Annotated in this window: 24 protein-coding genes; 5 read left to right on the forward strand and 19 right to left on the reverse strand. The window is 70.9% G+C overall.

Annotation, left to right across the window (positions count from 1 at the left end; all coding sequences use genetic code 11):
* Nucleotides 1-145 precede the first annotated feature (145 nt).
* Entirely contained in the window at nucleotides 146-1,675 is a 1,530-nt protein-coding gene (gene hflX, locus J2X63_RS00190) for a GTPase HflX (protein ID WP_309972662.1), read from the reverse strand.
* 42 nt (nucleotides 1,676-1,717) lie between these two features.
* On the opposite strand from hflX, the gene J2X63_RS00195 reads away from it, so the two are divergent.
* On the forward strand, nucleotides 1,718-2,329 hold the full coding sequence (locus J2X63_RS00195) for a methyltransferase (protein WP_309972664.1): 612 nt from the start codon (nucleotides 1,718-1,720) through the stop codon (nucleotides 2,327-2,329).
* 2 nt (nucleotides 2,330-2,331) lie between these two features.
* Here J2X63_RS00195 and dapF read toward each other — a convergent pair whose 3' ends face one another.
* From dapF to J2X63_RS00275, 16 genes are all read right to left on the reverse strand, one after another.
* Nucleotides 2,332-3,213 (reverse strand): diaminopimelate epimerase, encoded by an 882-nt coding sequence (gene dapF, locus J2X63_RS00200; RefSeq protein ID WP_309972666.1) that lies wholly within the window; start codon nucleotides 3,211-3,213, stop codon nucleotides 2,332-2,334.
* 4 nt (nucleotides 3,214-3,217) lie between these two features.
* The gene (miaA, locus tag J2X63_RS00205; protein WP_309972668.1) at nucleotides 3,218-4,138 is read right to left on the reverse strand and encodes a tRNA (adenosine(37)-N6)-dimethylallyltransferase MiaA; all 921 of its coding nucleotides are present in this window, start codon (nucleotides 4,136-4,138) and stop codon (nucleotides 3,218-3,220) included.
* Nucleotide 4,139: 1 nt separating this feature from the next.
* The gene (gene miaB, locus J2X63_RS00210; protein ID WP_309972670.1) at nucleotides 4,140-5,735 is read right to left on the reverse strand and encodes a tRNA (N6-isopentenyl adenosine(37)-C2)-methylthiotransferase MiaB; all 1,596 of its coding nucleotides are present in this window, start codon (nucleotides 5,733-5,735) and stop codon (nucleotides 4,140-4,142) included.
* A 12-nt stretch (nucleotides 5,736-5,747) separates the two neighbouring features.
* Nucleotides 5,748-6,500, reverse strand: coding sequence for a regulatory protein RecX (locus tag J2X63_RS00215; protein ID WP_309972672.1), 753 nt, complete (start codon nucleotides 6,498-6,500; stop codon nucleotides 5,748-5,750).
* A 35-nt stretch (nucleotides 6,501-6,535) separates the two neighbouring features.
* On the reverse strand, nucleotides 6,536-7,603 hold the full coding sequence (gene recA / locus J2X63_RS00220; protein WP_159605265.1) for a recombinase RecA: 1,068 nt from the start codon (nucleotides 7,601-7,603) through the stop codon (nucleotides 6,536-6,538).
* 279 nt (nucleotides 7,604-7,882) lie between these two features.
* Complete coding sequence (locus tag J2X63_RS00225) at nucleotides 7,883-8,125, reverse strand: DUF3046 domain-containing protein (protein WP_309972675.1); 243 nt, start codon at nucleotides 8,123-8,125, stop codon at nucleotides 7,883-7,885.
* Between the two features lie 64 nt (nucleotides 8,126-8,189).
* Nucleotides 8,190-8,498 (reverse strand): helix-turn-helix domain-containing protein, encoded by a 309-nt coding sequence (locus J2X63_RS00230; RefSeq protein WP_159605269.1) that lies wholly within the window; start codon nucleotides 8,496-8,498, stop codon nucleotides 8,190-8,192.
* 144 nt (nucleotides 8,499-8,642) lie between these two features.
* Nucleotides 8,643-9,170 (reverse strand): CinA family protein, encoded by a 528-nt coding sequence (locus J2X63_RS00235; RefSeq protein ID WP_309972677.1) that lies wholly within the window; start codon nucleotides 9,168-9,170, stop codon nucleotides 8,643-8,645.
* Between the two features lie 10 nt (nucleotides 9,171-9,180).
* Entirely contained in the window at nucleotides 9,181-9,783 is a 603-nt protein-coding gene (gene pgsA / locus J2X63_RS00240) for a CDP-diacylglycerol--glycerol-3-phosphate 3-phosphatidyltransferase (protein ID WP_309972680.1), read from the reverse strand.
* 42 nt (nucleotides 9,784-9,825) lie between these two features.
* Complete coding sequence (locus J2X63_RS00245; RefSeq protein WP_309972682.1) at nucleotides 9,826-12,696, reverse strand: DNA translocase FtsK; 2,871 nt, start codon at nucleotides 12,694-12,696, stop codon at nucleotides 9,826-9,828.
* Nucleotides 12,697-12,786: 90 nt separating this feature from the next.
* The gene (locus J2X63_RS00250; RefSeq protein ID WP_309972684.1) at nucleotides 12,787-13,278 is read right to left on the reverse strand and encodes a GNAT family N-acetyltransferase; all 492 of its coding nucleotides are present in this window, start codon (nucleotides 13,276-13,278) and stop codon (nucleotides 12,787-12,789) included.
* A gap of 102 nt (nucleotides 13,279-13,380) precedes the next feature.
* Complete coding sequence (locus J2X63_RS00255; protein ID WP_309972686.1) at nucleotides 13,381-15,057, reverse strand: ribonuclease J; 1,677 nt, start codon at nucleotides 15,055-15,057, stop codon at nucleotides 13,381-13,383.
* A gap of 65 nt (nucleotides 15,058-15,122) precedes the next feature.
* Nucleotides 15,123-16,097, reverse strand: a complete 975-nt coding sequence (dapA, locus tag J2X63_RS00260) for a 4-hydroxy-tetrahydrodipicolinate synthase (RefSeq protein WP_309972688.1) — start codon at nucleotides 16,095-16,097, stop codon at nucleotides 15,123-15,125.
* 10 nt (nucleotides 16,098-16,107) lie between these two features.
* Nucleotides 16,108-17,010 (reverse strand): type IV toxin-antitoxin system AbiEi family antitoxin domain-containing protein, encoded by a 903-nt coding sequence (locus J2X63_RS00265; RefSeq protein WP_309972690.1) that lies wholly within the window; start codon nucleotides 17,008-17,010, stop codon nucleotides 16,108-16,110.
* Nucleotides 17,011-17,218: 208 nt separating this feature from the next.
* The gene (locus tag J2X63_RS00270; protein ID WP_309972692.1) at nucleotides 17,219-17,782 is read right to left on the reverse strand and encodes a dihydrofolate reductase; all 564 of its coding nucleotides are present in this window, start codon (nucleotides 17,780-17,782) and stop codon (nucleotides 17,219-17,221) included.
* On the reverse strand, nucleotides 17,779-18,588 hold the full coding sequence (locus J2X63_RS00275; RefSeq protein ID WP_309972694.1) for a thymidylate synthase: 810 nt from the start codon (nucleotides 18,586-18,588) through the stop codon (nucleotides 17,779-17,781). The genes J2X63_RS00270 and J2X63_RS00275 overlap by 4 nt, the downstream gene beginning before the upstream one ends.
* Nucleotides 18,589-18,719: 131 nt before the next feature.
* On the opposite strand from J2X63_RS00275, the gene J2X63_RS00280 reads away from it, so the two are divergent.
* From J2X63_RS00280 to J2X63_RS00295, 4 genes are read left to right on the forward strand one after another with little or no spacing between them, the layout of a single operon-like run.
* The gene (locus J2X63_RS00280; protein WP_309972696.1) at nucleotides 18,720-19,160 is read left to right on the forward strand and encodes a thioredoxin family protein; all 441 of its coding nucleotides are present in this window, start codon (nucleotides 18,720-18,722) and stop codon (nucleotides 19,158-19,160) included.
* Nucleotides 19,147-19,614 (forward strand): DUF4395 domain-containing protein, encoded by a 468-nt coding sequence (locus tag J2X63_RS00285; RefSeq protein ID WP_309972698.1) that lies wholly within the window; start codon nucleotides 19,147-19,149, stop codon nucleotides 19,612-19,614. Before J2X63_RS00280 ends, J2X63_RS00285 begins: the two co-directional genes overlap by 14 nt.
* Before the next feature lie 56 nt (nucleotides 19,615-19,670).
* Nucleotides 19,671-20,093 carry an OsmC family peroxiredoxin gene (locus J2X63_RS00290; RefSeq protein WP_309972701.1) on the forward strand — a complete coding sequence of 141 codons (423 nt, stop codon included), beginning with the start codon at nucleotides 19,671-19,673 and terminating at the stop codon, nucleotides 20,091-20,093.
* Between the two features lie 9 nt (nucleotides 20,094-20,102).
* Nucleotides 20,103-20,999 carry a TIGR01777 family oxidoreductase gene (locus J2X63_RS00295; protein ID WP_309972703.1) on the forward strand — a complete coding sequence of 299 codons (897 nt, stop codon included), beginning with the start codon at nucleotides 20,103-20,105 and terminating at the stop codon, nucleotides 20,997-20,999.
* On the opposite strand, the gene J2X63_RS00300 is transcribed toward J2X63_RS00295, so the two are convergent.
* Both J2X63_RS00300 and dapB read right to left on the reverse strand, forming a co-directional pair.
* On the reverse strand, nucleotides 20,974-21,414 hold the full coding sequence (locus J2X63_RS00300; protein WP_309972705.1) for a hypothetical protein: 441 nt from the start codon (nucleotides 21,412-21,414) through the stop codon (nucleotides 20,974-20,976). The genes J2X63_RS00295 and J2X63_RS00300 overlap by 26 nt on opposite strands.
* Nucleotides 21,411-22,160: a 4-hydroxy-tetrahydrodipicolinate reductase gene (gene dapB / locus J2X63_RS00305; protein ID WP_309972708.1), complete on the reverse strand. Its 750-nt coding sequence runs from the start codon at nucleotides 22,158-22,160 to the stop codon at nucleotides 21,411-21,413. The genes J2X63_RS00300 and dapB overlap by 4 nt, the downstream gene beginning before the upstream one ends.
* Nucleotides 22,161-22,205 lie beyond the last annotated feature (45 nt).

Consider the following 22,205-nt stretch of genomic DNA (forward strand, 5'->3'; position numbering starts at 1 on the left):
GGGTGTCGCGGGCGGGTGCCGGGCTCGGCGGTCGCTCCAGGTGCCCGGCATCCGGCCGTGCACCGACGATCACCAGCGACGATACGCCTCCGTCACGCGGATGCGCCCACTATGACGCGAGGTGACAGGGAACCGGCCGCACTGCCTAAGCGGGCACGGATGCCGCGTCGAACTCCGCGAGCTGGCCCGCCTGCTCGGGCGACGCGAGCGCGCGGATGCGGGTGCCGTCCTCCACGTACTCGACGGACAGGACGCGACCGGCCTCGTGGAGCGTCGAGACGACGTCGCCGCGGTCGTACGGCACGAGCAGGTCGACCTCGACCGCGGGGTCGGGCAGCATGCGCTCGATCGCCGCGAGCACGTCGGGAACGCCCTCGCCGGTGCGCGCCGACGCGAACACGGCGTTCGGCTCGAGGCCGCGGAGCACGAGCCGGTCCTCCTCGGTCACGAGGTCGGCCTTGTTGAAGACGATGAGCTCGGGGACGTCGCGCGCGCCGACCTCGCCGATCACGTCGCGCACGGTGGCGATCTGCCCGGCCGGGTCGGGGTGCGCCGCATCGACCACGTGCACGATCAGGTCGGCGTCGCCGACCTCCTCGAGCGTCGAACGGAACGCCTCGACCAGCTGGTGCGGCAGGTTGCGCACGAACCCGACGGTGTCGGCGATGGTGTAGACCCGACCGTCGGTGGTGGTGTTGCGCCGCACGGTCGCGTCGAGCGTGGCGAAGAGGGCGTTCTCGACGAGCACTCCGGCCCCGGTGATGCGGTTGAGCAGGCTCGACTTGCCCGCATTCGTGTACCCGGCGATCGCGACTGAGGGCACGGCGTTGCGGCGGCGGTTGGCGCGCTTGGCCTCACGGGCGGGCTTCATGCCGGCGATCTGCTTGCGCAGCTTCGCCATGCGCGAGTGGATGCGGCGACGATCGAGCTCGATCTTCGTCTCGCCCGGTCCGCGGGAGCCCATGCCGGCGCCGGCGCCGCCGACCTGGCCACCGGCTTGGCGGGACATCGACTCACCCCAGCCGCGGAGGCGGGGAAGCAGGTACTCGAGCTGCGCGAGCTCGACCTGGGCCTTGCCCTCACGACTCTTCGCGTGCTGGCTGAAGATGTCGAGGATGACCGCGGTGCGGTCGATGACCTTGACCTTCACGACGTCCTCCAGCGCACGCCGCTGGCTCGGAGCGAGCTCGGTGTCGGCGATGACGGTGTCGGCCCCGAGCGCGGCCACGACATGGCGGAGCTCCTCGGCCTTGCCGCTGCCGAGGTAGGTGCTCGGGTCGGGGTGCGGACGACGCTGCAGGAGCCCGTCGAGCACCCGTGCACCGGCCGTCTCGGCGAGGGCCGCGAGCTCGCGCATCGAGTTCTCGGCGTCGTCCTGCGAGCCCTGCGCGTACACGCCGATGAGCACGACGTTCTCGAGTCGAAGCTGTCGGTACTCGACCTCGGTGACGTCCTCGAGCTCGGTCGAGAGACCGCTCACCCGCCGCAGCGCGGCGCGCTCCTCGCGGTCGAACTGCTCGCCGTCGTGCGAGTCGTCGCCGGTCACCTCCGACCCGGTGCGCTGGATCGCCGAGGCGTCGCCGGCGCCGAACCTGGCCACGCCCGCGCGGCTCTCCGCGCTGCGGAGCACGCGCTCGACGTCGTCGTCTGCAGTGTGCCGTTCGCCTTCGTTCATCTCGTCAACCTTACTTCCGTTCGCGTGCGATAACTTGCTTGCATGGGCTCCGACCACTACTTCTCCCCTTCGCCTCGGAGCGGCGGCGGCACGCGCACCATCCGTGTGCGACTCGCCGGCCGGGAGGTCGAGCTCGTCACCGCCGGCGGGGTGTTCAGCCCCGAGCATCTCGACGAGGGCACCCGCGTGCTGCTCGACGCGGTCCCTTCGCCGCCTCAGACCGGGCACCTGCTCGACCTCGGTGCCGGCTGGGGTCCGATCGCGTTGAGCCTCGCGATGCGGGCGCCGGATGCCACGGTGTGGGCCGTGGACGTCAACGAACGCGCCCTCGACCTGGTGCGTCGCAATGCCGCCCGCCTCGGCCTCACCAATGTGAACGCCGTGCTGCCCGACGATGTTCCCGACGACCTTCGGTTCGCCACGATCTGGTCGAACCCGCCGATCCGCGTCGGCAAGCAGGAACTGCACGCCATGCTCGCGCACTGGCTTCCCCGGCTGGCCGACGACGCGAGCGCCTGGCTCGTGGTCGCCAAGCACCTCGGGGCGGAGTCCCTGCAGCGCTGGCTCGCCGCCGAACTGGGCCTCGACGTGGAGCGCGCCGACAAGTCCAAGGGGTTCCGCGTGCTCGCTGCCCGTGCGGCGACCGCGCGCTGAACTCAGGCGAGGGTGAGCACCCCGTCGAAGACGAGCTCCGCCGGCCCGGAGAGGGCGACATGCTCTCCGTCGGCTGCCTCGAACATGCGCACGCCCAGGACGCCACCCGGCACCTGCACGCGCCAGTCGTTCGGCGCGCCGGACCCGGCCCAGTACCGCACGGCCAGTGCCGACGCAACCGCGCCGGTGCCGCACGAGAGCGTCTCGCCCGAACCACGCTCATGCACGCGCATGCGGATGCGGCCGACGCCGTCTTCGACGAGCGGCTCGGCGGGCACCACGAACTCGACGTTCGCGCCGGCCTCGGGTACCGGGTCCAGCACGGGCTGGTAGTTCAGGTCGACGGCCTCGAGCTCGTCGTCGTCGGCGAGCGCCACGACCACGTGCGGGTTGCCCACGTCGATGCCGAGTCCGGGTCGTGCCACCGGCAGCTCCTTGCCCCGCACGAGCGGCTCGCCGCCGGCGAGTCGCCAGGGTCCGAGGTCGGCCTGGAAGCCGTCGCCGCTGCGTCGCACGGTGCGGACACCCGCGCGCGTACCGATGGCGATCGCCCCTCCGGCCGGGAGCTCAGCCAGCCCCTGGTCGAGCAGGTAGCTGACGAAGACACGAATGCCGTTGCCGCACATCTCGGAGACGGTGCCGTCGGCGTTCCAGTAGTCCATGAACCACACTGCGGCCGGATCCTCCGCGAGCGCCGCGGCGCCGTCGCTGAGGTTGCGCGAGCGCACGGCTCGGATCACGCCGTCGGCGCCCACCCCGAACCGGCGGTCGCACACCGCGGCGATCTGCGTGGGCGTGAGCTCGGTGTCGCCCTCGGGGTCGCTGAAGAGCACGAAGTCGTTGCCCGTGCCCTGCCCCTTGGTGAATCGCAGATCGAACGGCATCCGATCAGTCTAGAGCCGCCTGGCGGGCCAGTTCCGCGTCCCGAGCGGCGAGGTCGTCGGCGTCGATCGTGGTCGCGTCGCGATAGCGGCCGAACCAGCCGACCTGCCGGCGCGCGTAGGTGCGCGTCAACTGCTGCGTCTGGGCGATCGCCTCGGCGCGCGACATCCGCCCGTGGAACTCGGCGAGGGCCTGCGCGTAGCCGATCGCCTTGCGCGCCGTGACGCCCCGCTCGAGACCGCGCGGCACGAGCTCGCGCACCTCGTCGAGCAGTCCGTCCTCCCACATGCGTGCGGCTCGGGCATCCAGCCGGTCCACGAGACGTGCGCGATCGCTGCGGAGGTGCACGATGCGGTGCGGCCGCCAGGCCACGGGCTCGTCGGGAAGGCGTGCGGCCTTCGGCTCCCCCGTGAGCTCGATGACCTCAAGGGCGCGCACGATGCGCCGGCCGTTCTGCGCATCGACGCTCGCGGCCGTCTCGGCATCGAGCGCCCGCAGCCTCGCGTGCATGAGGCCGGGACCGATCTCGGCGAGCTCGGCCTCGAGCCGCGCCCGAACGGCGGCGTCGGTGCCGGGAAAGCGGAAGTCGTGGATGACGGACGACACGTACAGGCCGGATCCACCGACGAGCAGCGCGACGTGCCCGCGGGCGAGGATGTCGTCGATGTCCGCACGGGCGGCGGGCTGGTATGCCGCGGCCGACGCCTCCTCGGTGACGTCGAGCACGTCGAGCTGGTGATGCGGCACCCCCCGCCGCGCATCGGGTGCCAGCTTCGCGGTGCCGATGTCCATGCCGCGGTAGAGCTGCATCGCATCGGCGTTCACGACCTCGCCGACCCGGCCCGCCCGTTCGAACGCCTCGGCGAGGTCGAGCGCGAAGTCGGACTTGCCGGTGCCGGTCGCGCCGACGATCGCGATAAGGGTCACGTCAGCGCTGTGCGTCGCTGGGGTCGTAGATCGGCATCGTGCCGACACCCGGGGCCACGAGCGGCTCGGCGCCACGTGCGCGCAGCGAGGGAAGGCCCAACGACACGCGAGCACCGACGGATGCCGCCGGGCCGGCCGGCACGCCGCAGCTCTCGGCCTGTGCGCGATCCCAGGCATCGCCCGCCCGGGTGCGGCGGATCGCCAGCGGCGCATCGTCGAGCGAGTCGGCGATGAGGTGGAACGGCGCAGCCTGCGTGATCGTGACCGACACGACATCGCCGGGGCGCGGGAGTTCGGAGCCGGCAGGAACCTCGAAGTGCACGAGCCGGCTGTCTTCGGCCCGCCCGCTCAGCCGGTGCGTCTCGGCGTCCTTCTTGCCCTCACCCGTCGAGACGAGGACCTCGACCGGACGGCCGATGAGGCGCTGGTTCTCCTCCCAGGAGATCTGTTCCTGCAGCGCGATGAGTCGGTCGTAGCGCTCCTGCACGACCTCCTTGGGCACCTGCTCGTCCATCGTCGCGGCCGGCGTGCCCGGGCGGATGGAGTACTGGAAGGTGAAGGCCGACGCGAATCGTGCGGCCTCCACGACGCGGAGCGTCTCCTGGAAGTCCTCTTCGGTCTCACCGGGGAAGCCGACGATGATGTCGGTGGAGATCGCGGCGTTCGGAATTCGGGCGCGCACACGGTCGAGGATGCCGAGGAACTTCTCGGAGCGGTAGGACCGGCGCATCGCCTTGAGGATGCGGTCGGAGCCCGACTGGAGCGGCATGTGCAGCTGCGGCATGACCGCCGGCGTCTCGGCCATGGCCTCGATGACATCGTCGGTGAATGCGGCCGGGTGCGGGCTCGTGAAGCGGATGCGCTCGAGGCCCTCGATCCGGCCCGCGGCGCGGAGCAGCTTGCCGAACGCCTGGCGATCGCCGAACTCGACGCCGTAGGAGTTGACGTTCTGGCCGAGCAGGGTCACCTCGACGGCGCCGTCGTCGACGAGTGCCTGGATCTCGGCGAGGATCTCGCCGGGTCGGCGATCCTTCTCCTTGCCCCGGAGCGCCGGCACGATGCAGAAGGTGCACGTGTTGTTGCAGCCGACGGAGATCGACACCCACCCGCTGTACGTGGAATCCCGCTTGGTGGGGAGCGTGGACGGGAACACCTCGAGGGCGTCGAGGATCTCGAGCTGCGCCTCGTCGTTGTGGCGTGCACGTTCGAGGAGGCTCGGCAGGGACCCCATGTTGTGGGTGCCGAAGACGACGTCGACCCACGGCGCCTTCTCGAGGATGACGTTCTTGTCCTTCTGGGCGAGGCAGCCGCCGACGGCGATCTGCATGCCGGCGTGACGACGCTTGACGCCGGCGAGATGTCCCAGGTTGCCGTAGAGCTTGTTGTCGGCGTTCTCGCGCACGGCGCACGTGTTGATGACGACGATGTCGGGCTCGGCCCCATCGGCGGGCACGTACCCGGCTGCTTCGAGCGATCCGCTGAGGCGCTCGGAGTCGTGCACGTTCATCTGGCAGCCGAACGTGCGAACCTCGTAGGTCCGTGGCGTCGACGCCGGCTCAGTGGTCTCGATCGTCGAGGCCTCGCGAAGGGTGCTCATGATCGCACCAGTTTACGAGCCATCGGCGGCCAACGCCGCCGTCACCGCCTCGCGGACGATGTCGCCGGGGTAGCCCCGACGCTGGAGGAAGGCGGAGAGCCGACGCTCCGCCGTCTGGTGGTCGAGTCCGGTGAGCTGCCTCGCACGCCGCTGCGCCACCTCGAGGGCGTTGCGACGTTCGACGTCGGGGTCGAGCTCGTCGACCGCGGCGCGAGCCGCGGAAGGGTCGACGCCGCGACGCGAGAGCTCCTGGAGGATCGCACCGCTCCCCCGGCCGCGGCGGGCCCCGTTGACATGCACGAGCTGCTCGGCGAGTCGCGCGTCGTCGAGGTAGCCGAACCGCTCGTAGCGCTCGATCCACTCCTCGATCTCCGCTTCGTCGAGGCCGTGTTCGGCGAGCACCGCTCGCACCTCGGCGACGGACAGCGCCGAACGGCGCAACCGAGACACCACCAGCCGGTCGATGCGGGCATCTCGCTCGGGCCCGGTCTCCTCGGGATCGTCGCTCACGACGGTGAAGCGACTGCGACGACGTTCGGCGCGCCGGGAGTCGCGCTCGGAGTTCGGTGACGACCAACGACTGCCGCCCGAACCACTCGTACGGGGCTGCTCGGTCGCATCGACGACGTCGTCGGACAGGGCCGATCGCCCGCGGCCACCGGCTGCGGCGGGCCCGCCGGGGCCACCGGCCGCCGCGGGCGCGCCGGGCGGCGTGGCCCACGGCAGGTACGAGACCGGGGCGAGGTGCTCGGTTGCATCGCTCATCTCACTCCCCTCCCCGATCTCGTTCATCGTGCGACTCAGGCGCCCTTGCGCCCGAGCTTGCCCTCGATCGACTCGACGTTCGACGGCACGGCCGGCGCAGCACCGGCCGCACCGATGCCGAGCTTCGCGAGGATCTTCTTCTCGATGTCGGCGGCGATGTCGGGGTTCTGCAGGAGGAAGTTGCGAGCGTTCTCCTTGCCCTGCCCGAGCTGGTCGCCGTCGTAGGTGTACCAGGCACCGGACTTCTTCACGATGCCCTGGTCGACGCCGTAGTCGATCAGCGAGCCCTCGCGCGAGATGCCCACGCCGTAGAGGATGTCGAACTCCGCCTGCTTGAAGGGCGGCGCCATCTTGTTCTTGACCACCTTGACGCGCGTGCGGTTGCCGACCGCCTCGGTGCCGTCCTTCAGCGTCTCGATGCGGCGGATGTCGAGTCGCACCGAGGCGTAGAACTTGAGCGCCTTGCCGCCCGCGGTGGTCTCGGGGCTGCCGAAGAACACGCCGATCTTCTCTCGCAGCTGGTTGATGAAGATCATCGTGGTGTTCGTCTGGTTGAGGCCACCGGTGAGCTTGCGGAGCGCCTGCGACATCAGGCGGGCCTGCAGGCCGACGTGCGAGTCGCCCATCTCGCCCTCGATCTCGGCGCGCGGCACGAGCGCCGCGACGGAGTCGATCACGATCAGGTCGATCGAGCCTGAGCGCACGAGCATGTCGGCGATCTCGAGCGCCTGCTCACCCGTGTCGGGCTGCGAGACGAGGAGCGAGTCGATGTCGACGCCCAGCTTCTTCGCGTACTCGGGGTCGAGCGCGTGCTCGGCGTCGACGAACGCCGCGATGCCGCCGGCACGCTGCGCGTTGGCGATCGCGTGCAGGGTGAGCGTGGTCTTTCCCGATGACTCGGGGCCGTAGATCTCGATGATCCGGCCGCGGGGAAGGCCGCCGACGCCGAGCGCGACGTCGAGTGCGACGGAGCCCGTGGGGATCACCTCGACGGGAGCGCGGTCCTCGCTGCCGAGGCGCATCACCGACCCCTTGCCGAACTGGCGGTCGATCTGGGCGAGTGCGGTTTCGAGTGCTTTCTCGCGGTCTACGGGTGATGGCATGTGCTGGCTCCTCGTGCTCGTTGCGGCTGCCTCTAGGCTGTCGTTCCACGTTGCGGGCCGTGACCCGCGGCGTCTCGCGACAAGGCGTTTGCGGTGTGTTCCGACGCTTCGACCGTATGGCCGCCCACCGACATCCGGAGCCCCGTGAGGCGGGATGTGGAAGGACGCGACATTCCTGCTGCTGTCGAGGACGAGCCTAGTCGAGCAGCCGAACGCATGTTCGAAGACACGCCCGCGTGTCGAACACGTCTTCGGGGCCGCCGAAGGCGCTCGATGCCGTCAGGACGTGCGCCGCTGGCCTCGCCCGGGCTCACGCCGACCGACTCCGTGACGACGCTCGGGCGGGACATCCGTCGCCTCGCACAGGGCGACCCAGACCTCGCGCGGCGGAACGCCGGCGGCGAGTGCCTCGCGTGCGGTGCGGTCGCGGAGCCCCGGCAGGACGAGGTCGTTCACGACGACGCTGCCGTACCCTGCGCCGAACTCCTCATCGACCGCGATCTGGAACTCGCTCAGCTTCATCGATGCTCCCGGACATGCCATCGGCCGGTCCGAAGACCGGCCGATGCGTTGGATCGTGGGTGGGTCAGCGGACCATCATGTCCGCGTCGAACTCCGCGACGAGCTCGTCGGGCAGGCTGTCGGGCACGACGGCCAGGCCCTCGAGGACGGCGATGCGGTCGCCGACCTCGTGCATGATCACGGAGATGGGGGTGTCGAGCGCTTCAGCGACCGACGCGAGGATCTCGGACGAGGCCTCCTTCTGGCCGCGCTCCACCTCGCTGAGGTAACCGAGAGCGACGCTGGCCTTCGACGCCACCTGACGAAGGGTGCGACCCTTCTGCAGACGGAAGTCCCTCAGCACGTCGCCGATCTCCTGTCGAACCAGAACCATCGGGGACCTCCTTCACTCTGCCATCGACTCCTCGGAGCCGGAAACGGGAGGGTCAGTCTACCCGACTCTCATGGCTTCCAACCTAGCGTCGCACACTTGGACTTTCGTGTGAACTCGTCACCTGTAACAGGTTGTTCACGAAGGTTATTCCGCCGGAACGCCGACGGCGTCGAGCTCCTCGACCGCGGCCGCGATGGCGGCGACGACCGCGGCTGCGCGCACCACCGCCCTGCCGCCGTCGAGCGCGAGCGCCACCGAGCGGATGCCCCTCGACGAGGCGATCCCGACGTACACCGTTCCGGGGGCCCGGCCGTCCTGCCAGTCGGGCCCCGCCACCCCCGTGGTCGCGACGCCGAGGTCGGCGGCCCGGCCATCGACGGCGCATGCGCGGCGCACGCCGTCGGCCATCTGCTGCACGACGTCGGGATCCACGGCCCCTCGCTCCGCGAGGAGCGCGGCGTCCACGCCGAGCACCGTGCGCTTCACGGGCGTCGCGTACGCCACCACTCCGCCGTTGAACACGACGGACGCTCCCGGAACGTCCACGATCGCCGCGGCCAGGAGCCCGCCCGTCAAGGACTCGGCCGTGGCGATCGTCAGGCCCAGGTCGGTGAGCCGGTGCACCAGTGCGCGGGCGTCGGGCGCGCCTGGGGAATCGGCCGGCCGGGGCATCCGCTCGCCCTCAGCGCGACTCGCGCGCACCGCGTGCGAGTCGAACGGCGTCGCGCACGTACAGCAGGCCCGACCAGACCGTGAGGACGAGCGCCGCGGCCATGGCCACCCAGTTGACCCACACGATCCACGGACCCACCACCGAGTCGAGCGGCACGAGGAACAGCGAGATCGCGACCGACTGCACGACGGTCTTGAGCTTGCCGCCGGACGACGCGGGCACCACGTTGCCCCGGCGCAGCTCCACGAGCCGCCAGACGGTGATGCCGACCTCGCGCACGACGATGATCGCGGTGATCCACCACGGCAGCTCGCCGAGGATCGACAGGCAGACGAGGGCGCCGCTCGTCAGGAGCTTGTCGGCGATCGGGTCGAGGATCTTGCCGAGGTCGGTGACCAGGCCGCGCGAACGCGCGATGTGGCCGTCGATGCCGTCGGTCGCGATCGCGATGATGAAGAGGGCGGCCGCCGCCCACCGGAGCCAGCCGTCGTCGCCGCCGTCGGCGAGCAGCATCCAGAAGAAGATCGGCGCCAGCACGATGCGCACGATCGTGATCGCGTTGGGGAGGTTCCAATTCGCCGATCGCTCGGGGCTTCCGGCGGAGGAGGTCATACGCACAGCCTAGCCGCGCGGTGCTTCCGAGGAGCGGGCGGCTCAGTCGCGGCCGGTGAGGCCCCAGGCGTCCTCGTCGGTGTCGCCCTCGACCTCGGGCAGCCCCTCGGTGGCACGACCGACGGGGTCGTCGTAGCGGGGGTCCGGGTCGTCGTAGCCGCCGGTCTCGGCGAGTGGAGTCGTTCGCGGCGTCGCCGCCTGCCCGGCCGGGCCGCCCCCTCCTGCCGGCTCCTCGCCGCGGAGACGTGCCAGCACGCCGGGCAGTTGCTCGGCTGTCACCAGCACGTCACGGGCCTTCGACCCCTCGGACGGACCGACGATCTCCCGGGACTCGAGCAGGTCCATGAGCCGCCCGGCCTTCGCGAACCCGACGCGGAGCTTGCGCTGGAGCATCGAAGTGGAACCGAACTGCGTCGAGACGACGAGCTCCGCCGCGGCGAGCAGCAGCTCGAGGTCGTCGCCGATGTCGGAGTCGATCTCCTTGCGTTCCACGGCGGCCGCGACATCCTGCCGGTACTCGGGCCGCGCCTGCCGCGTGACGTGCGTGACGACCTTCTCGATCTCGGACTCGCTGACCCACGCGCCCTGCACGCGGATCGCCTTCGACGCCCCCATCGGCAGGAAGAGCGCGTCACCCTGACCGATGAGCTTGTCGGCCCCCGGCTGGTCGAGGATGACTCGCGAGTCGGTGACGCTCGTGACCGCGAAGGCGAGGCGCGACGGCACGTTGGCCTTGATGAGGCCCGTGACGACGTCGACGGAGGGCCGCTGCGTCGCGAGCACGAGGTGGATGCCCGACGCGCGTGCGAGCTGCGTGATGCGCACGATCGAGTCCTCGACGTCGCGCGGGGCGACCATCATAAGGTCGGCGAGCTCGTCGACGACCACGAGCAGGTAGGGGTAGGGCTTGAGCTTGCGCTCGCTGCCGGCGGGCAGCACGATCTCCTCGTTGACCACGGCCTTGTTGAAGTCGTCGATGTGCCGGAAGCCGAACGACGCGAGGTCGTCGTACCGCATGTCCATCTCCTTGACGACCCACTGCAGCGCCTCGGCGGCCTTCTTCGGGTTCGTGATGATGGGCGTGATGAGATGCGGCACGCCCCCGTACGGCGCGAGCTCGACCCGCTTGGGATCGATGAGCACCATGCGCACGTCGGAGGGCTTCGCCCGCATGAGCAGCGACGTGATCATCGAGTTCACGAAGCTCGACTTGCCCGAGCCAGTCGATCCGGCCACCAGCAGGTGCGGCATCTTCGCGAGGTTGGCGACGACGTAGCCGCCCCCCACGTCCTTGCCCACGCCGATCGTCATCGGGTGCTTCGCGTTCACGGCCGCGCCCGACCGCAGCACGTCCCCGAGGGTCACGATCTCGCGGTCGGCGTTGGGGATCTCGATGCCGATCGCGCTCTTCCCGGGGATCGGCGAGAGGATGCGCACCTCGTTCGACGCGACCGCGTACGACAGGTTCTTCGACAGGGCGGTGACCCGCTCGACCTTCACGCCGGGCCCGAGCTCGATCTCGTACTGCGTCACGGTCGGGCCCCGCGAGAACCCGGTCACCTTGGCGTCGACCCCGAACTGCTCGAGCACGCCGGTGATCTGCCGCACGACCTCGTCGTTCACGTGCGAGCGCGTCTTCGCCGGCGCACCGGCCGCCAGGGTCGACGCCGCCGGCAGGTGGTAGGGCCGATCCGGCACGGCGGCTTCGAGACTCGGCTCAGCGGATGCCGCGGCGCCGCCGATCCCGACGGTCGCATCACCCTCGCCCTCGACGTCGAAGACCGCGAGCACGGCGGGTGACCCGGCGTCGTCGCCGCGGAGTCCGGTGCCGCCGTGCGGGATGTCGCCGGTGAAGCGCTGGAGCGCGGCCTCCGCGCGGTCGAGGTCGCCCAGCACCTCGGTGTTGTACGAGCCGGCTCCGCCGACACCCTCGAGCGGCGTCTCGAAGCTGCCGGCTGCGGATCCCGGACCGAACACCTCGGTGAGGCCGTCGACGCCGTTCGCCTCGAACGCGGGATCCTCCTCGCGGTTCGAGTCGTTGCGTCGCCACCAGGGCACGAGCCCGGTGGGCTCGGAGTCGTCGTCGAGCGCGTCGATGCCGTCGAGTTCGGCCTGCGCCGTCTTGCGGGCCGCGCGGCGCGACGGCTTCGGCTCGGCCTCGGGACGCTCATCGGGCTCGGGCGCGCCGAACAGCCAGGCGTACAGCTCGCGGAACCGCGCCGGGATGCGGTTCGGCGGCGTCTTCGTCATGATCAGCAGCGACAGCACGAGGAGCAGCACGAGCACGACGGCGGCGCCGATGTCGGTGATCAGCAGGATCAGCGGCTCGGCCAGCATCCAGCCCAGGATGCCGCCGGCACGAGCCAGCACGGCCATGCCCTCGCTCGGCTCGGGCTGGCCGCCGAACAGGTGGCAGAGCCCCGACACCGTGAGAAGCAGGAGACCGAGGCCGATCCCGATGCGGGTGTTGTCGTGCACCGAGCTGGGATGCCGGAAGAGCCAGACGGCGAACAGCAGCATCACCACGGGAAGCGCGAAGGCGACCCGTCCGAACAGTCCGCCGAACGTCCACGAGTCGAACGCCTGGGCGACCGGCTCGTTGATGAAGAACCACTCGACGAGCGCGCCGGCGACGGCGAGCACCACGATGAAGAACGGCAGTCCGTCGCGGCGCTCCTCCTTCGCGAGGGTCTCGGGGCCGAGCGCGCGCGCCGCCCCACCCGTGACGTGCGCGAGCCCCATCCAAGCGCGGACGAGCAGCGGGGGCCGGTCGGGCGTGGCCGGCTTGGCCTTCGCCGCCGCCGACCCGCGTGAGGTCGACGCCGGGAGCTTCTTCGTGGGCGCGGTCTTGGAGCCCGAGCCGCGTGCGGACGCGCCGGAGGCACGCCCGTTCGACCTGGTGCTCGTAGCCATGCGACCACGTTACGGCCGACCGGCGACGCAGGCCGACAGGACGCGGCGAGTGTCCGCGATCAGCGACCCGCTGCAGGGTCGCACCGGGGTTCAGCCGAGGACCCGCACCATGGTGTCGCGTCCCCCGCGGGTGCCCACGACGGCGAACCCCTCCGAGCGGTAGAGGGCGTGTGCGAAGTTGCCGTGTTCCACGCTCAGCGTGATGCGGGCGTACCCGGCCGCGCGCGCGGCATCCGTCAGCGACCGCATCAGCGTGCGCCCGACGCCCTGCGCACGCCAGAGCGGCTGGACGCCGATGATGAGCTCGGGCACTCCCGCCGCGACGAAGCCGTGCGCGGGTGTGTCGGCCGCGAACAGGCGGTACCACGCCGCGCCGATCGGCTCGGCATCGCCGTCGAGGGCCACGAAGCCGGTGTCGGCCGGCCGCTGCCATCCGGCGATGTAGCCGCGCGAGACCGGGTCGGCGAACACCGTCGGCTTGGGCCGGGTCGCCCCGGCCCGCCAGTTCGCCGCCTCGACCACCATGTCGGCGAGGAACGCGCCGTCGCTCGGGATGGCCGGGCGGATCGTGTAGTCCGCCATGCGCGGATGCTACGCCCGCCGTGTTTCCGCGGTGTTTCCGTCGGGCCGGGCCATCAGGCCGGCCCGATCGCCGCCGGCGGCCCCGCAGCCGCGCCTGCGCCGCTACGCCTCGATGACGAGCGGCACCAGCATCGGACGGCGGCGGAGCCTGCGGTTGACCCAGGTGCCCACGGTGCGGCGCACGATCTGCTGCAGCGCGTGCTGGTCGCGCACGCCGTTCTGGGCGGCCTCGAGCAGTGCGGCCGAGATCTTCGGCTTGACCTCCTCGAACACGGCGTCGTCTTCCGCGAAGCCGCGCGCGTGGATCTCGGGGCCCACGATGATGCGCCCGGTCGAGGCATCCACGACGATGATGACCGAGATGAAGCCCTCTTCACCGAGGATGCGGCGGTCCTTGAGGTCGGCGTCGGTGATCTCGCCGACCGTCGCGCCGTCGACGTAGACGAAGCCGAGGTCGAGCTGCCCCGCGACCTTCACGACGCCGTCGCGCAGGTCGTAGACCGTGCCGTTCTCGCCGATGAACGTGTTGCGCTCGGGGATTCCCGTGTCCTGCGCCAGCTTCGCGTTCGCGAAGAGGTGACGGTACTCGCCGTGGATCGGCAGCACGTTCTTCGGCTTCAGGATGTTGTAGCAGTAGAGGAGCTCCCCCGCGGCCGCGTGACCCGACACGTGCACCTTCGCGTTGCCCTTGTGCACCACGTTCGCGCCGAGCTTCGTGAGCCCGTCGATGACCCGGTAGACCGCGTTCTCGTTGCCGGGGATGAGGCTCGACGCGAGGATGACCGTGTCGCCCTCGCCGATCTCGATCTGGTGCTCGCGATTCGCCATGCGCGAGAGCACGGCCATGGGCTCGCCCTGCGACCCCGTCGACATGTAGACGATCTCGTCGTCGGGGATGTCGCCGGCCTTCTTGAAGTCGACGAGCACGCCGGCGGGCACCTTCAGGTAGCCGAGTTCGGCTGCGATGGTCATGTTGCGCACCATGCTGCGGCCGATGAGCGCGACCTTGCGGCCGTTGAAGTGCGCGGCGTCGAGCACCTGCTGCACCCGGTGCACATGGCTCGAGAAGCTCGCCACGATCACTCGGCGCGGCGAGCGCGCGATCACCTCGTCGAGCACGGGGCCGATCGAGCGCTCGAGTGGCGTGAAGCCCGGGACATCCGCGTTGGTGGAATCGACCATGAACAGGTCGACGCCCTCCTCGCCCAGGCGCGCGAACTCGCGCAGGTCGGTGAGCCGGCCGTCGAGCGGCAGCTGGTCCATCTTGAAGTCGCCGGTGGCCAGCACCGTGCCGGCACTCGTCTTGATGGCCACCGCGAGCGCATCGGGGATGGAGTGGTTGACCGCGATGAACTCGAGGTCGAACGGTCCGATCCGCTCGTGCTCGCCCTCGCGCACCGTGAGGCTGTACGGCTGGATGCGGTGCTCCTTGAGCTTCGCCTCGACGAGGGCGAGCGTCAGCGTGGAGCCGATCAGGGGGATGTCGGCGCGCAGGCGCAGCAGGTAGGGCACGGAGCCGATGTGGTCCTCGTGCCCGTGCGTCAGCACCACGCCGACGATGTCGTCGAGTCGCTCGCGCAGGAAGCCGAAGTCGGGCAGGATCAGGTCGACGCCCGGCTGGTGCTCCTCGGGGAAGAGCACGCCGCAGTCGACGATGAGGATCTTCCCGTCGATCTCGTAGCTCGTCATGTTGCGGCCGACCTCACCGAGGCCGCCGATGGGGATGACGCGGAGCGTCCCTGCCTCGAGCGGAGCGGGATCGATGACGACGTCGGGCATGGGCCCTCCTTACGTTGCGGTGTTCAGTTCACACGGCCGTTCCGGCGGATGCCTCGGCCGACGTTTCAGCGGGTGGTGCCCGCGACCTTGGGCAGCGCGCCGCCGGCGGCGGCGTTGCGGTCGGGACGGAAGCGGTGGAAGTCGACGCCCGGGATGCCCTGCACGAGGTCGATCTCGTCCTCGATGAGCGCGGCCTCCCACTCCTCGGGACCGACGAGCGGGAGCCGCACGCGCGGGCTGCCGATGCGGCCCAGGCCGTGCAGGATGTACTTCGCCGCGACGGTGCCGGGCACGTGGGTCATCACGGCGCGCACGAGCGGCTCGAGCCGCCGGTGCTCGGCGGTGGCAGCCGCGAGGTCGCCGCGGTTCACGGCGTCGACGATGGTGCGGTAGGGCGCGGGGGCGATGTTGGCGGTCACGCCGATGAGTCCCGTGGCACCGATCGCGAGGTGCGGCAGCACGTTGGCGTCGTCGCCCGAGAAGTACATGAGGTCGGTCTGGTTGAGCACGCGGCTCACCTCGGAGAAGTCGCCCTTGGCGTCTTTGATCGCCAGGATGTTCGGGTGCTTCGCGAGCCGCAGGATCGTCTCGTACTTGATCGGCACGCCGGTGCGGCCGGGGATGTCGTAGAGGATGACCGGCAGGTCGGTGGCGTCGGCCACGAGCCGGAAGTGCGTGAGGATGCCGGCTTGGGTCGGCTTGTTGTAGTACGGCGTGACGATCATGATGCCGTCGGCGCCGGCCTGTTCGGAGTGCTTGTAGAGCTCGATCGCGTGCGCGGTCTCGTTCGAGCCGCCGCCCGTGATGATCTTCGCGCGGCCCGCGGCCACGTCCTTGCCGACCTCGACCAGCCGGATCTTCTCGGGGTCGGTGAGCGTCGACGTCTCACCGGTCGTGCCCGTGACGACGATGCCGTCGGCGCCGGCCGAGATCACGTCGTCGATGTGCTTCTCGACCCCGGCCCAATCGACCTCGCCGTCCGCCGTCATCGGCGTGACGAGCGCGACGAGCACCTGTCCGAAGGGGTTGTCTGCAGTCACGCCCCCAAGGCTATCGGGTCGAACGGATGCCGCGCCGCGCCCGTCGCCCGCGCGACCGGGGACGCACACTCACGTGGAGACCGAGTTCGAGCTTCGCGAGGATCGCCGCCTCGACGAGCGGCCAGTCGTACACGAGGAGCGCAGAGTCGAATCGAAGCGTGTCGAATCCATGCGCGGCTGCGACGGCATCGCGGATCAGGTCCTTGTGTCGCTTGGGCGGAGCCTCGTGATTCAACCGACCGTCGACCTCGAGGATGAGCCGATCCCCGAGGACGAAGTCGACTCGTCCCACTCCGGGGATCTCGACCTGCGACCTCAGCGTCATGCCGAGCGCGTGGAGCCTCAGTCGAAGCAGCGATTCCAGCCCGCTGTCCGCGTCCCATCGGGCGAGGTCGACGAGCCACCGCCGATCGGCCGGCACGTCCTGGCGCAGCGCCGCCAGTTCCAGCCCGTCGATCGCCCGGCGTCGCATGGCGGACTCGAGGGCGACGAAGAACTCCTCTGCCCCGATGCACCCCAGGGCTTGGGCGAGTGCCGTCCTCAGGGAAACCCGCCCTCCCGATCGCGGAACGGCGTTCCAGTGCAGGACGCACCTGCATCCGGGATGCGGCAGGCTCTGCCCGTTCGGCCGCATCGCCACATGGACGTGAGGGTGTTCGCCGAGGATCCAGAGCCCGTGTTCCTGCAGCACCGAGATGCAACCGAGTGCACCACCGTGGCGCACGGCCGCGGCGAGCGCAGGCGAGATCCCGGCCCAGCCGTACCAACCTCGTCTCAGCCGCGTGAGTGAGCCGGCTCGGACAGCGCGATCGATGTCCTCCCTGCCGGCGCCGGCGGAACGCAGGTCGGCGAGACGGGCCACACCACCGAGGTCGTTGCAGGCGCGGAGGACGTGGTTCAAGTCGTCGGGCATGGCCCACTCTTGCTTGGGAAGTCTGCGGCTGGCAGACCCAGCAGCGCCGTCGGCGGGTTATCCCCGTCGGCGATCGTGTTGAGGACGGGTCGAAGACCGCAACGAAGGAGTTCTGGCACGCCGGGCCGGGCGGACGCGGCGCGCCTCCCCCGATCTCCTCCGTTGCGGGACCGGTCCGGTGCGGGGGGCGACGTGCGGCCGGGCTGGGTCAGGCGCGGGCGTAACTGAGGAAGCGGTACTCGGGGCCGCCGCGTGAGATGAGCCACGCGGTGTCGGACGGCTCGGCGTCGGCCCGCCGCCACACCGCCGTGTCCACCACGGGAGCGGGGGTGTCGCCCGCACGCGGCTCGATCACCGCGCCTCCGCCCGGCGCCCGGAGCTCGGTCACCTCGAGGCGGTCGGCGAGCGGCAGGGTCTGCCGGAAGACCTCGGCTCCGCCGATGACCCACACGCGCGCGGGCTCCCGCGCCGCGGCAAGCGCGAGTGCCCCGTCGACGGATGCCGCGCGCTCCGCGCCCTCGGCGGCCCAGTCGGCCTGACGCGTCACGACGAGGTTCGCCCGCCCTGGCAGCGGCCGGTACCGCGGCGGGAGCGACTCCCACGTCTTGCGCCCCATGATCACGGGCGCGCCGAGCGTGAGCTCCTTGAAGTGCGCCAGGTCTTCGGGCACGTGCCAGGGCATTCCGCCGTCGCGGCCGATGACGCCCCCCGACTCGGCCCAGATGAGGCCGATCGACGGACGCGGGGTCGCGGCATCCGCACCCGTCGTCATACCGCGACGGCCGCGCGGATGGCCGGGTGGTGCTCGTAGCCCTCGACGATGAAGTCGTCGTACTCGTAGTCGAAGATGGACGCCGGCGTGCGGGCGAACCTCAGAGTGGGCGGAGCGAACGGCGAGCGCGTGAGCTGTTCGGTGACCTGCTCGACGTGGTTGTCGTAGATGTGGCAGTCACCGCCGGTCCACACGAAGTCCCCCACCTCGAGGCCGGTCTGCTGAGCGACCATGTGGGTGAGCAGGGCATAGGAGGCGATGTTGAACGGCACGCCGAGGAACAGGTCGGCGCTGCGCTGGTAGAGCTGGCACGACAGCCTGCCGTCGGCCACGTAGAACTGGAACAGCGCGTGGCAGGGCGCGAGCGCCATGTCGGGGATGTCGGCCGGATTCCACGCCGAGACGATGAGGCGGCGGGAGTCGGGGTTCACTCGGATCTGCTCGATGACCTGCGAGATCTGGTCGATCGTCTCGCCGCCGGGCGTCGGCCACGAGCGCCACTGCACCCCGTAGACGGGACCGAGCTCGCCCGCGGCATCCGCCCACTCGTCCCAGATGGTGACGCCGTGCTCGCGGAGCCACCCGACGTTCGAGGAGCCCTGCAGGAACCACAGCAGCTCGTAGGCGATCGACTTGAAGTGCACGCGCTTCGTGGTGACGAGCGGGAACCCCTGCGAGAGGTCGAACCGCAACTGGCGGCCGAACACGCTGCGCGTGCCGGTGCCCGTGCGATCGGTCTTGTGCGTACCGTGCTCGAGCACGTCGCGCAGGAGGTCTTCATAGGGCGTGGGGATCGTCTCGGCCATCGCCTCGATGCTAACCCCGACGGCTGACGAGGGGGCGGATGCCGCGGGCGAGCCGTCCGGCGTGCGCGTGACGTGGTGTCATCCTCCGTCACACGCCCCATGCCGCCGGGCGACCGCCATACCATCGCGACATGGACTGGTCGGTCGCGCTCATCGCGGCCGTCGCGCTGCCCGCCGGGGCCACGGTGCTCGGGCTCTGGTGGCGATCACGGACGGGCCGGGTGGCCGCGGCATCCGATGACGCGGCCCTCGACGACCTCGGACTCGCGCCCACCGCGCTCGGCAGCTCGGCGACGCTGGTGCAGTTCTCGACCGAGTACTGCAGCCGGTGCCCCTCGACGGCACGGCAGCTCACGTCGATCGCCGCGGATTACGCGGGCGTGCGGCTCGTCGAGCTCGACCTCACCCACCGGCCCGACCTGGTTGATCGCTTCCGCATCCTGCAGACGCCGACCACCCTCATCCTCGACGCCGGCGGCACCGCATCCGCCCGCATCGGCGGCGTGCCCGACGCGCACGCCGTCCGCCGCCACCTCGACACCCTCACCGGGAGGTCCCGTGTCCCATCCTGAATCCGACCGACCCGACGGCATCGATCCGCGGGGCCCGCGCTTCACGGCGGGGATCACCGCGGTGCTCCTGCTCGTCGTGGCCGTGCTCGGCTTCGGCGGGGCCGACCTCGCCGCGTGGATCCTCCTCGCCGCGCTGAGCGCGCTCTTCGCGTGGGGCGCCTTCGCCGGCGTCCGCCGGCACCCGTTCGCGCTCGTGTTCCGAAGGCTCATACGACCGCGACTGTCCCCGCCCGACGAGCTCGAGGACCCACGTCCGCCGACCTTCGCGCAGGGCGTCGGCTTCGCGGTGACCATCGTCGGCGTCATCCTGGGGGCGGCCGGGCTCGCCGCCGCGGTGCCGATCGCGGCATCCCTCGCCTTCATCGCCGCGTTCCTCAACGCGGCGTTCGGGTACTGCCTCGGATGCCAGCTGTACGTGCTGCTCGTGCGGGCACGAGTCATCGCACGGACCTGACCTCGCGGCATCCGCCCGGATAGGCTGGGAACCCGTCTCGAGGAGGAGGATCCCACATGGCACTCACGAGTGAAGCGACCACGGTCTGGACCGGCACGCTGTTCGAAGGGTCGGGCCAGGTCGCCCTCGACTCCTCGGGCCTCGCGACGTTCGACGTGAACTGGAAGGCCCGCAGCGAAGGCGTCGCGAACACGACGAATCCCGAGGAGATGCTGGCTGCCGCGCACTCCTCGTGCTTCTCGATGGCCCTGTCGCTCGCCCTGACGCAGGCCGGAATGCCGCCCGAGAGCATCCAGACCACGGCAGCCGTCACCTTCGAGGCCGGGAAGGGCGTGCTCGGCAGCCACCTGCTCGTCAGCGCCCGGGTGCCCGGCATCACCGAGGAGCAGTTCGAGGCCATCGCCGAGGACGCCAAGGCGAACTGCCCCATCTCGCAGGCGCTGTCGATCCCGATCACGATCGAAGCCGAGCTCGCCTAGACCGTGCGCGTGCTCATCGCCGGTGCGTCCGGCTTCATCGGAACCGCGCTGATCGAGCGATTGCACGCCGACGGGCACGAGATCGTGCGTCTCGTGCGACGACGCGCCCAGGGCGCCGACGAGGCGACCTGGTCACCGGCCGCGGGCATCATCGACTTCACCGTCATGGATCGCGTGGACGCCGTCGTGAACCTGTCCGGCGCGTCACTCGCCCGGCTGCCGTGGACGAAGACGTACCGCGGCGAGATCAACGACTCGCGCGTGACCGCCACGCGCACCCTCGCGGACGCGATGCGGAAGGCGCGCCGGCCCCCGGCAGTGTTCCTGAGCGCCTCGGCGGTGGGTTTCTACGGCGATCGGCCCGGCGAGCTCCTCACCGAGTTCTCGAGCGCGGGCACTGGATTCCTCGCCGACGTCGTGTCGCGCTGGGAGAGCGCCGCGGCCCTCGCACCGCACGAGACCCGGTCGGTCGTCTTCCGCACGGGCATCGTCGTGGGTGAGGGCGGGGCCATGCAGCGGGTGGGCACCCTCACCCGATTCGGGCTCTCGGGGCGCCTGGGCACCGGAGGCCAGCACTGGCCGTGGATCGGCCTGACCGACGAGGTGGGGGCGATCGTGCACCTGCTCGAGTCCAGGCTGTCGGGCGCGGTGAACCTCGTCGGCCCGACGCCGGCGACGGCCGACCGCGTGATGGCCGCGATGGCCGAGCGGATGCACCGGCCCTACACCTTCACCGTGCCGGAGCGAATGCTCGAGCTGGCGCTCGGCCGGGCCGCCGACGAACTGCTGCTGTCGAGCCAGAAGGTGCGCCCGCAGCGGCTCATCGACGACGGATACCGCTTCGAGCACGTCACGATCGAGTCGGCGCTCGACGCGATGCTCAGCGCTCCGCGCGCTCGAGCGTGATCGCGCGCCGCACGGCGCCCCGCGCCCTGCGGCGGTCGCCGGCCGCGTCGTAGGCGAGCCCCAGCCGGAGCCAGGCCCGCCAGGAGTCGGGCGCCGCCTCTGCGGCGTCGCGGAACGCCGGGAACGCGGCATCCGCTGCCGACCGCTCGGGTCGGCCGCTGGGCTTGACCGGGATCTCCAGCTCGAGCCCGCCCTCGTCCTCCAGCCGTCGCATGAGCGCCTGCGACCGCACCCCGAACAAGATCTCCCGCCAGAGCGCCCAGGCGGCGATGACCGGCAGCACGATGAGCGCGAGCCCGATGCCTACCGCGACGGGCTCCCCGGTGGCCATGAACTGCACGGCGCGCCAGCCCACCAGCACCACGTACAGCGCGAGGAGGACGGCCATCAGGATGGCGCCGGCCTTGCTCGTCATGAGGGGTCGGGCAGGCCGAGGTCGAGCAGCGCGTCGAGGCCGACGACGACTCCGGATGCCGCGGGCGCGCGTCGCAGCGCCAGCAGGATGCCCTGCTCGTAGGCCGAGGCCGACACCGTGGAATGGGCGATCGTCAGCGTCTCGCCCTCGCCGCCGAGCACCACCCGCTGCTCGGCGAGCACGCCCGACAGCCGGAGGCTGTGGACCGGGATCCCGGAGACGAGCTGGCCGCGGGCGCGCTGGTCGGCGTGGGGCGCGGCGACGGGGCCGACCTCGGCGCGCGCCCGGCCGATGAGCTCGGCCGTGCGCACGGCGGTACCCGACGGCGAGTCCACCTTGCCGGCGTGGTGCGCCTCGACGATCTCGATGGAATCGAAGAAGCGGGCCGCGAGCGCCGCGAAGGCGGTGCCGAGGACGCTGCCGATCGAGAAGTTCGGGATGAAGAGCACGGCGCCGGCGTCGTCGTGGCCGCGCACGAACCGGGCGATCTCGGCGATGCGGTCGCTCGACCACCCCGAGGTGCCGACCACGATGGGGATGCCCGCGCCGGTCGCGAACTCGACGATCCCCGCGCTCGCGGCGGGGTGCGTGACGTCGAGGGCGACGTCGGCGCCGAGCATCTCGTCGAGGTCCGACCGCGAATCGAGCGCGGCGTGCAGTTCGAGGTCGTCGGATGCCTCGATGAGCTCGATCGCCAGACGCCCCATCTTGCCCGTGGCTCCGGCCACGGCGACCCGTATCGTCACCGCTTCACCCTACCAATCGCGTGACGACGAGCTCGCGTCCGCCCG

It is taken from the genome of Agromyces sp. 3263 (assembly GCF_031456545.1).
Lineage (GTDB): Bacteria > Actinomycetota > Actinomycetes > Actinomycetales > Microbacteriaceae > Agromyces.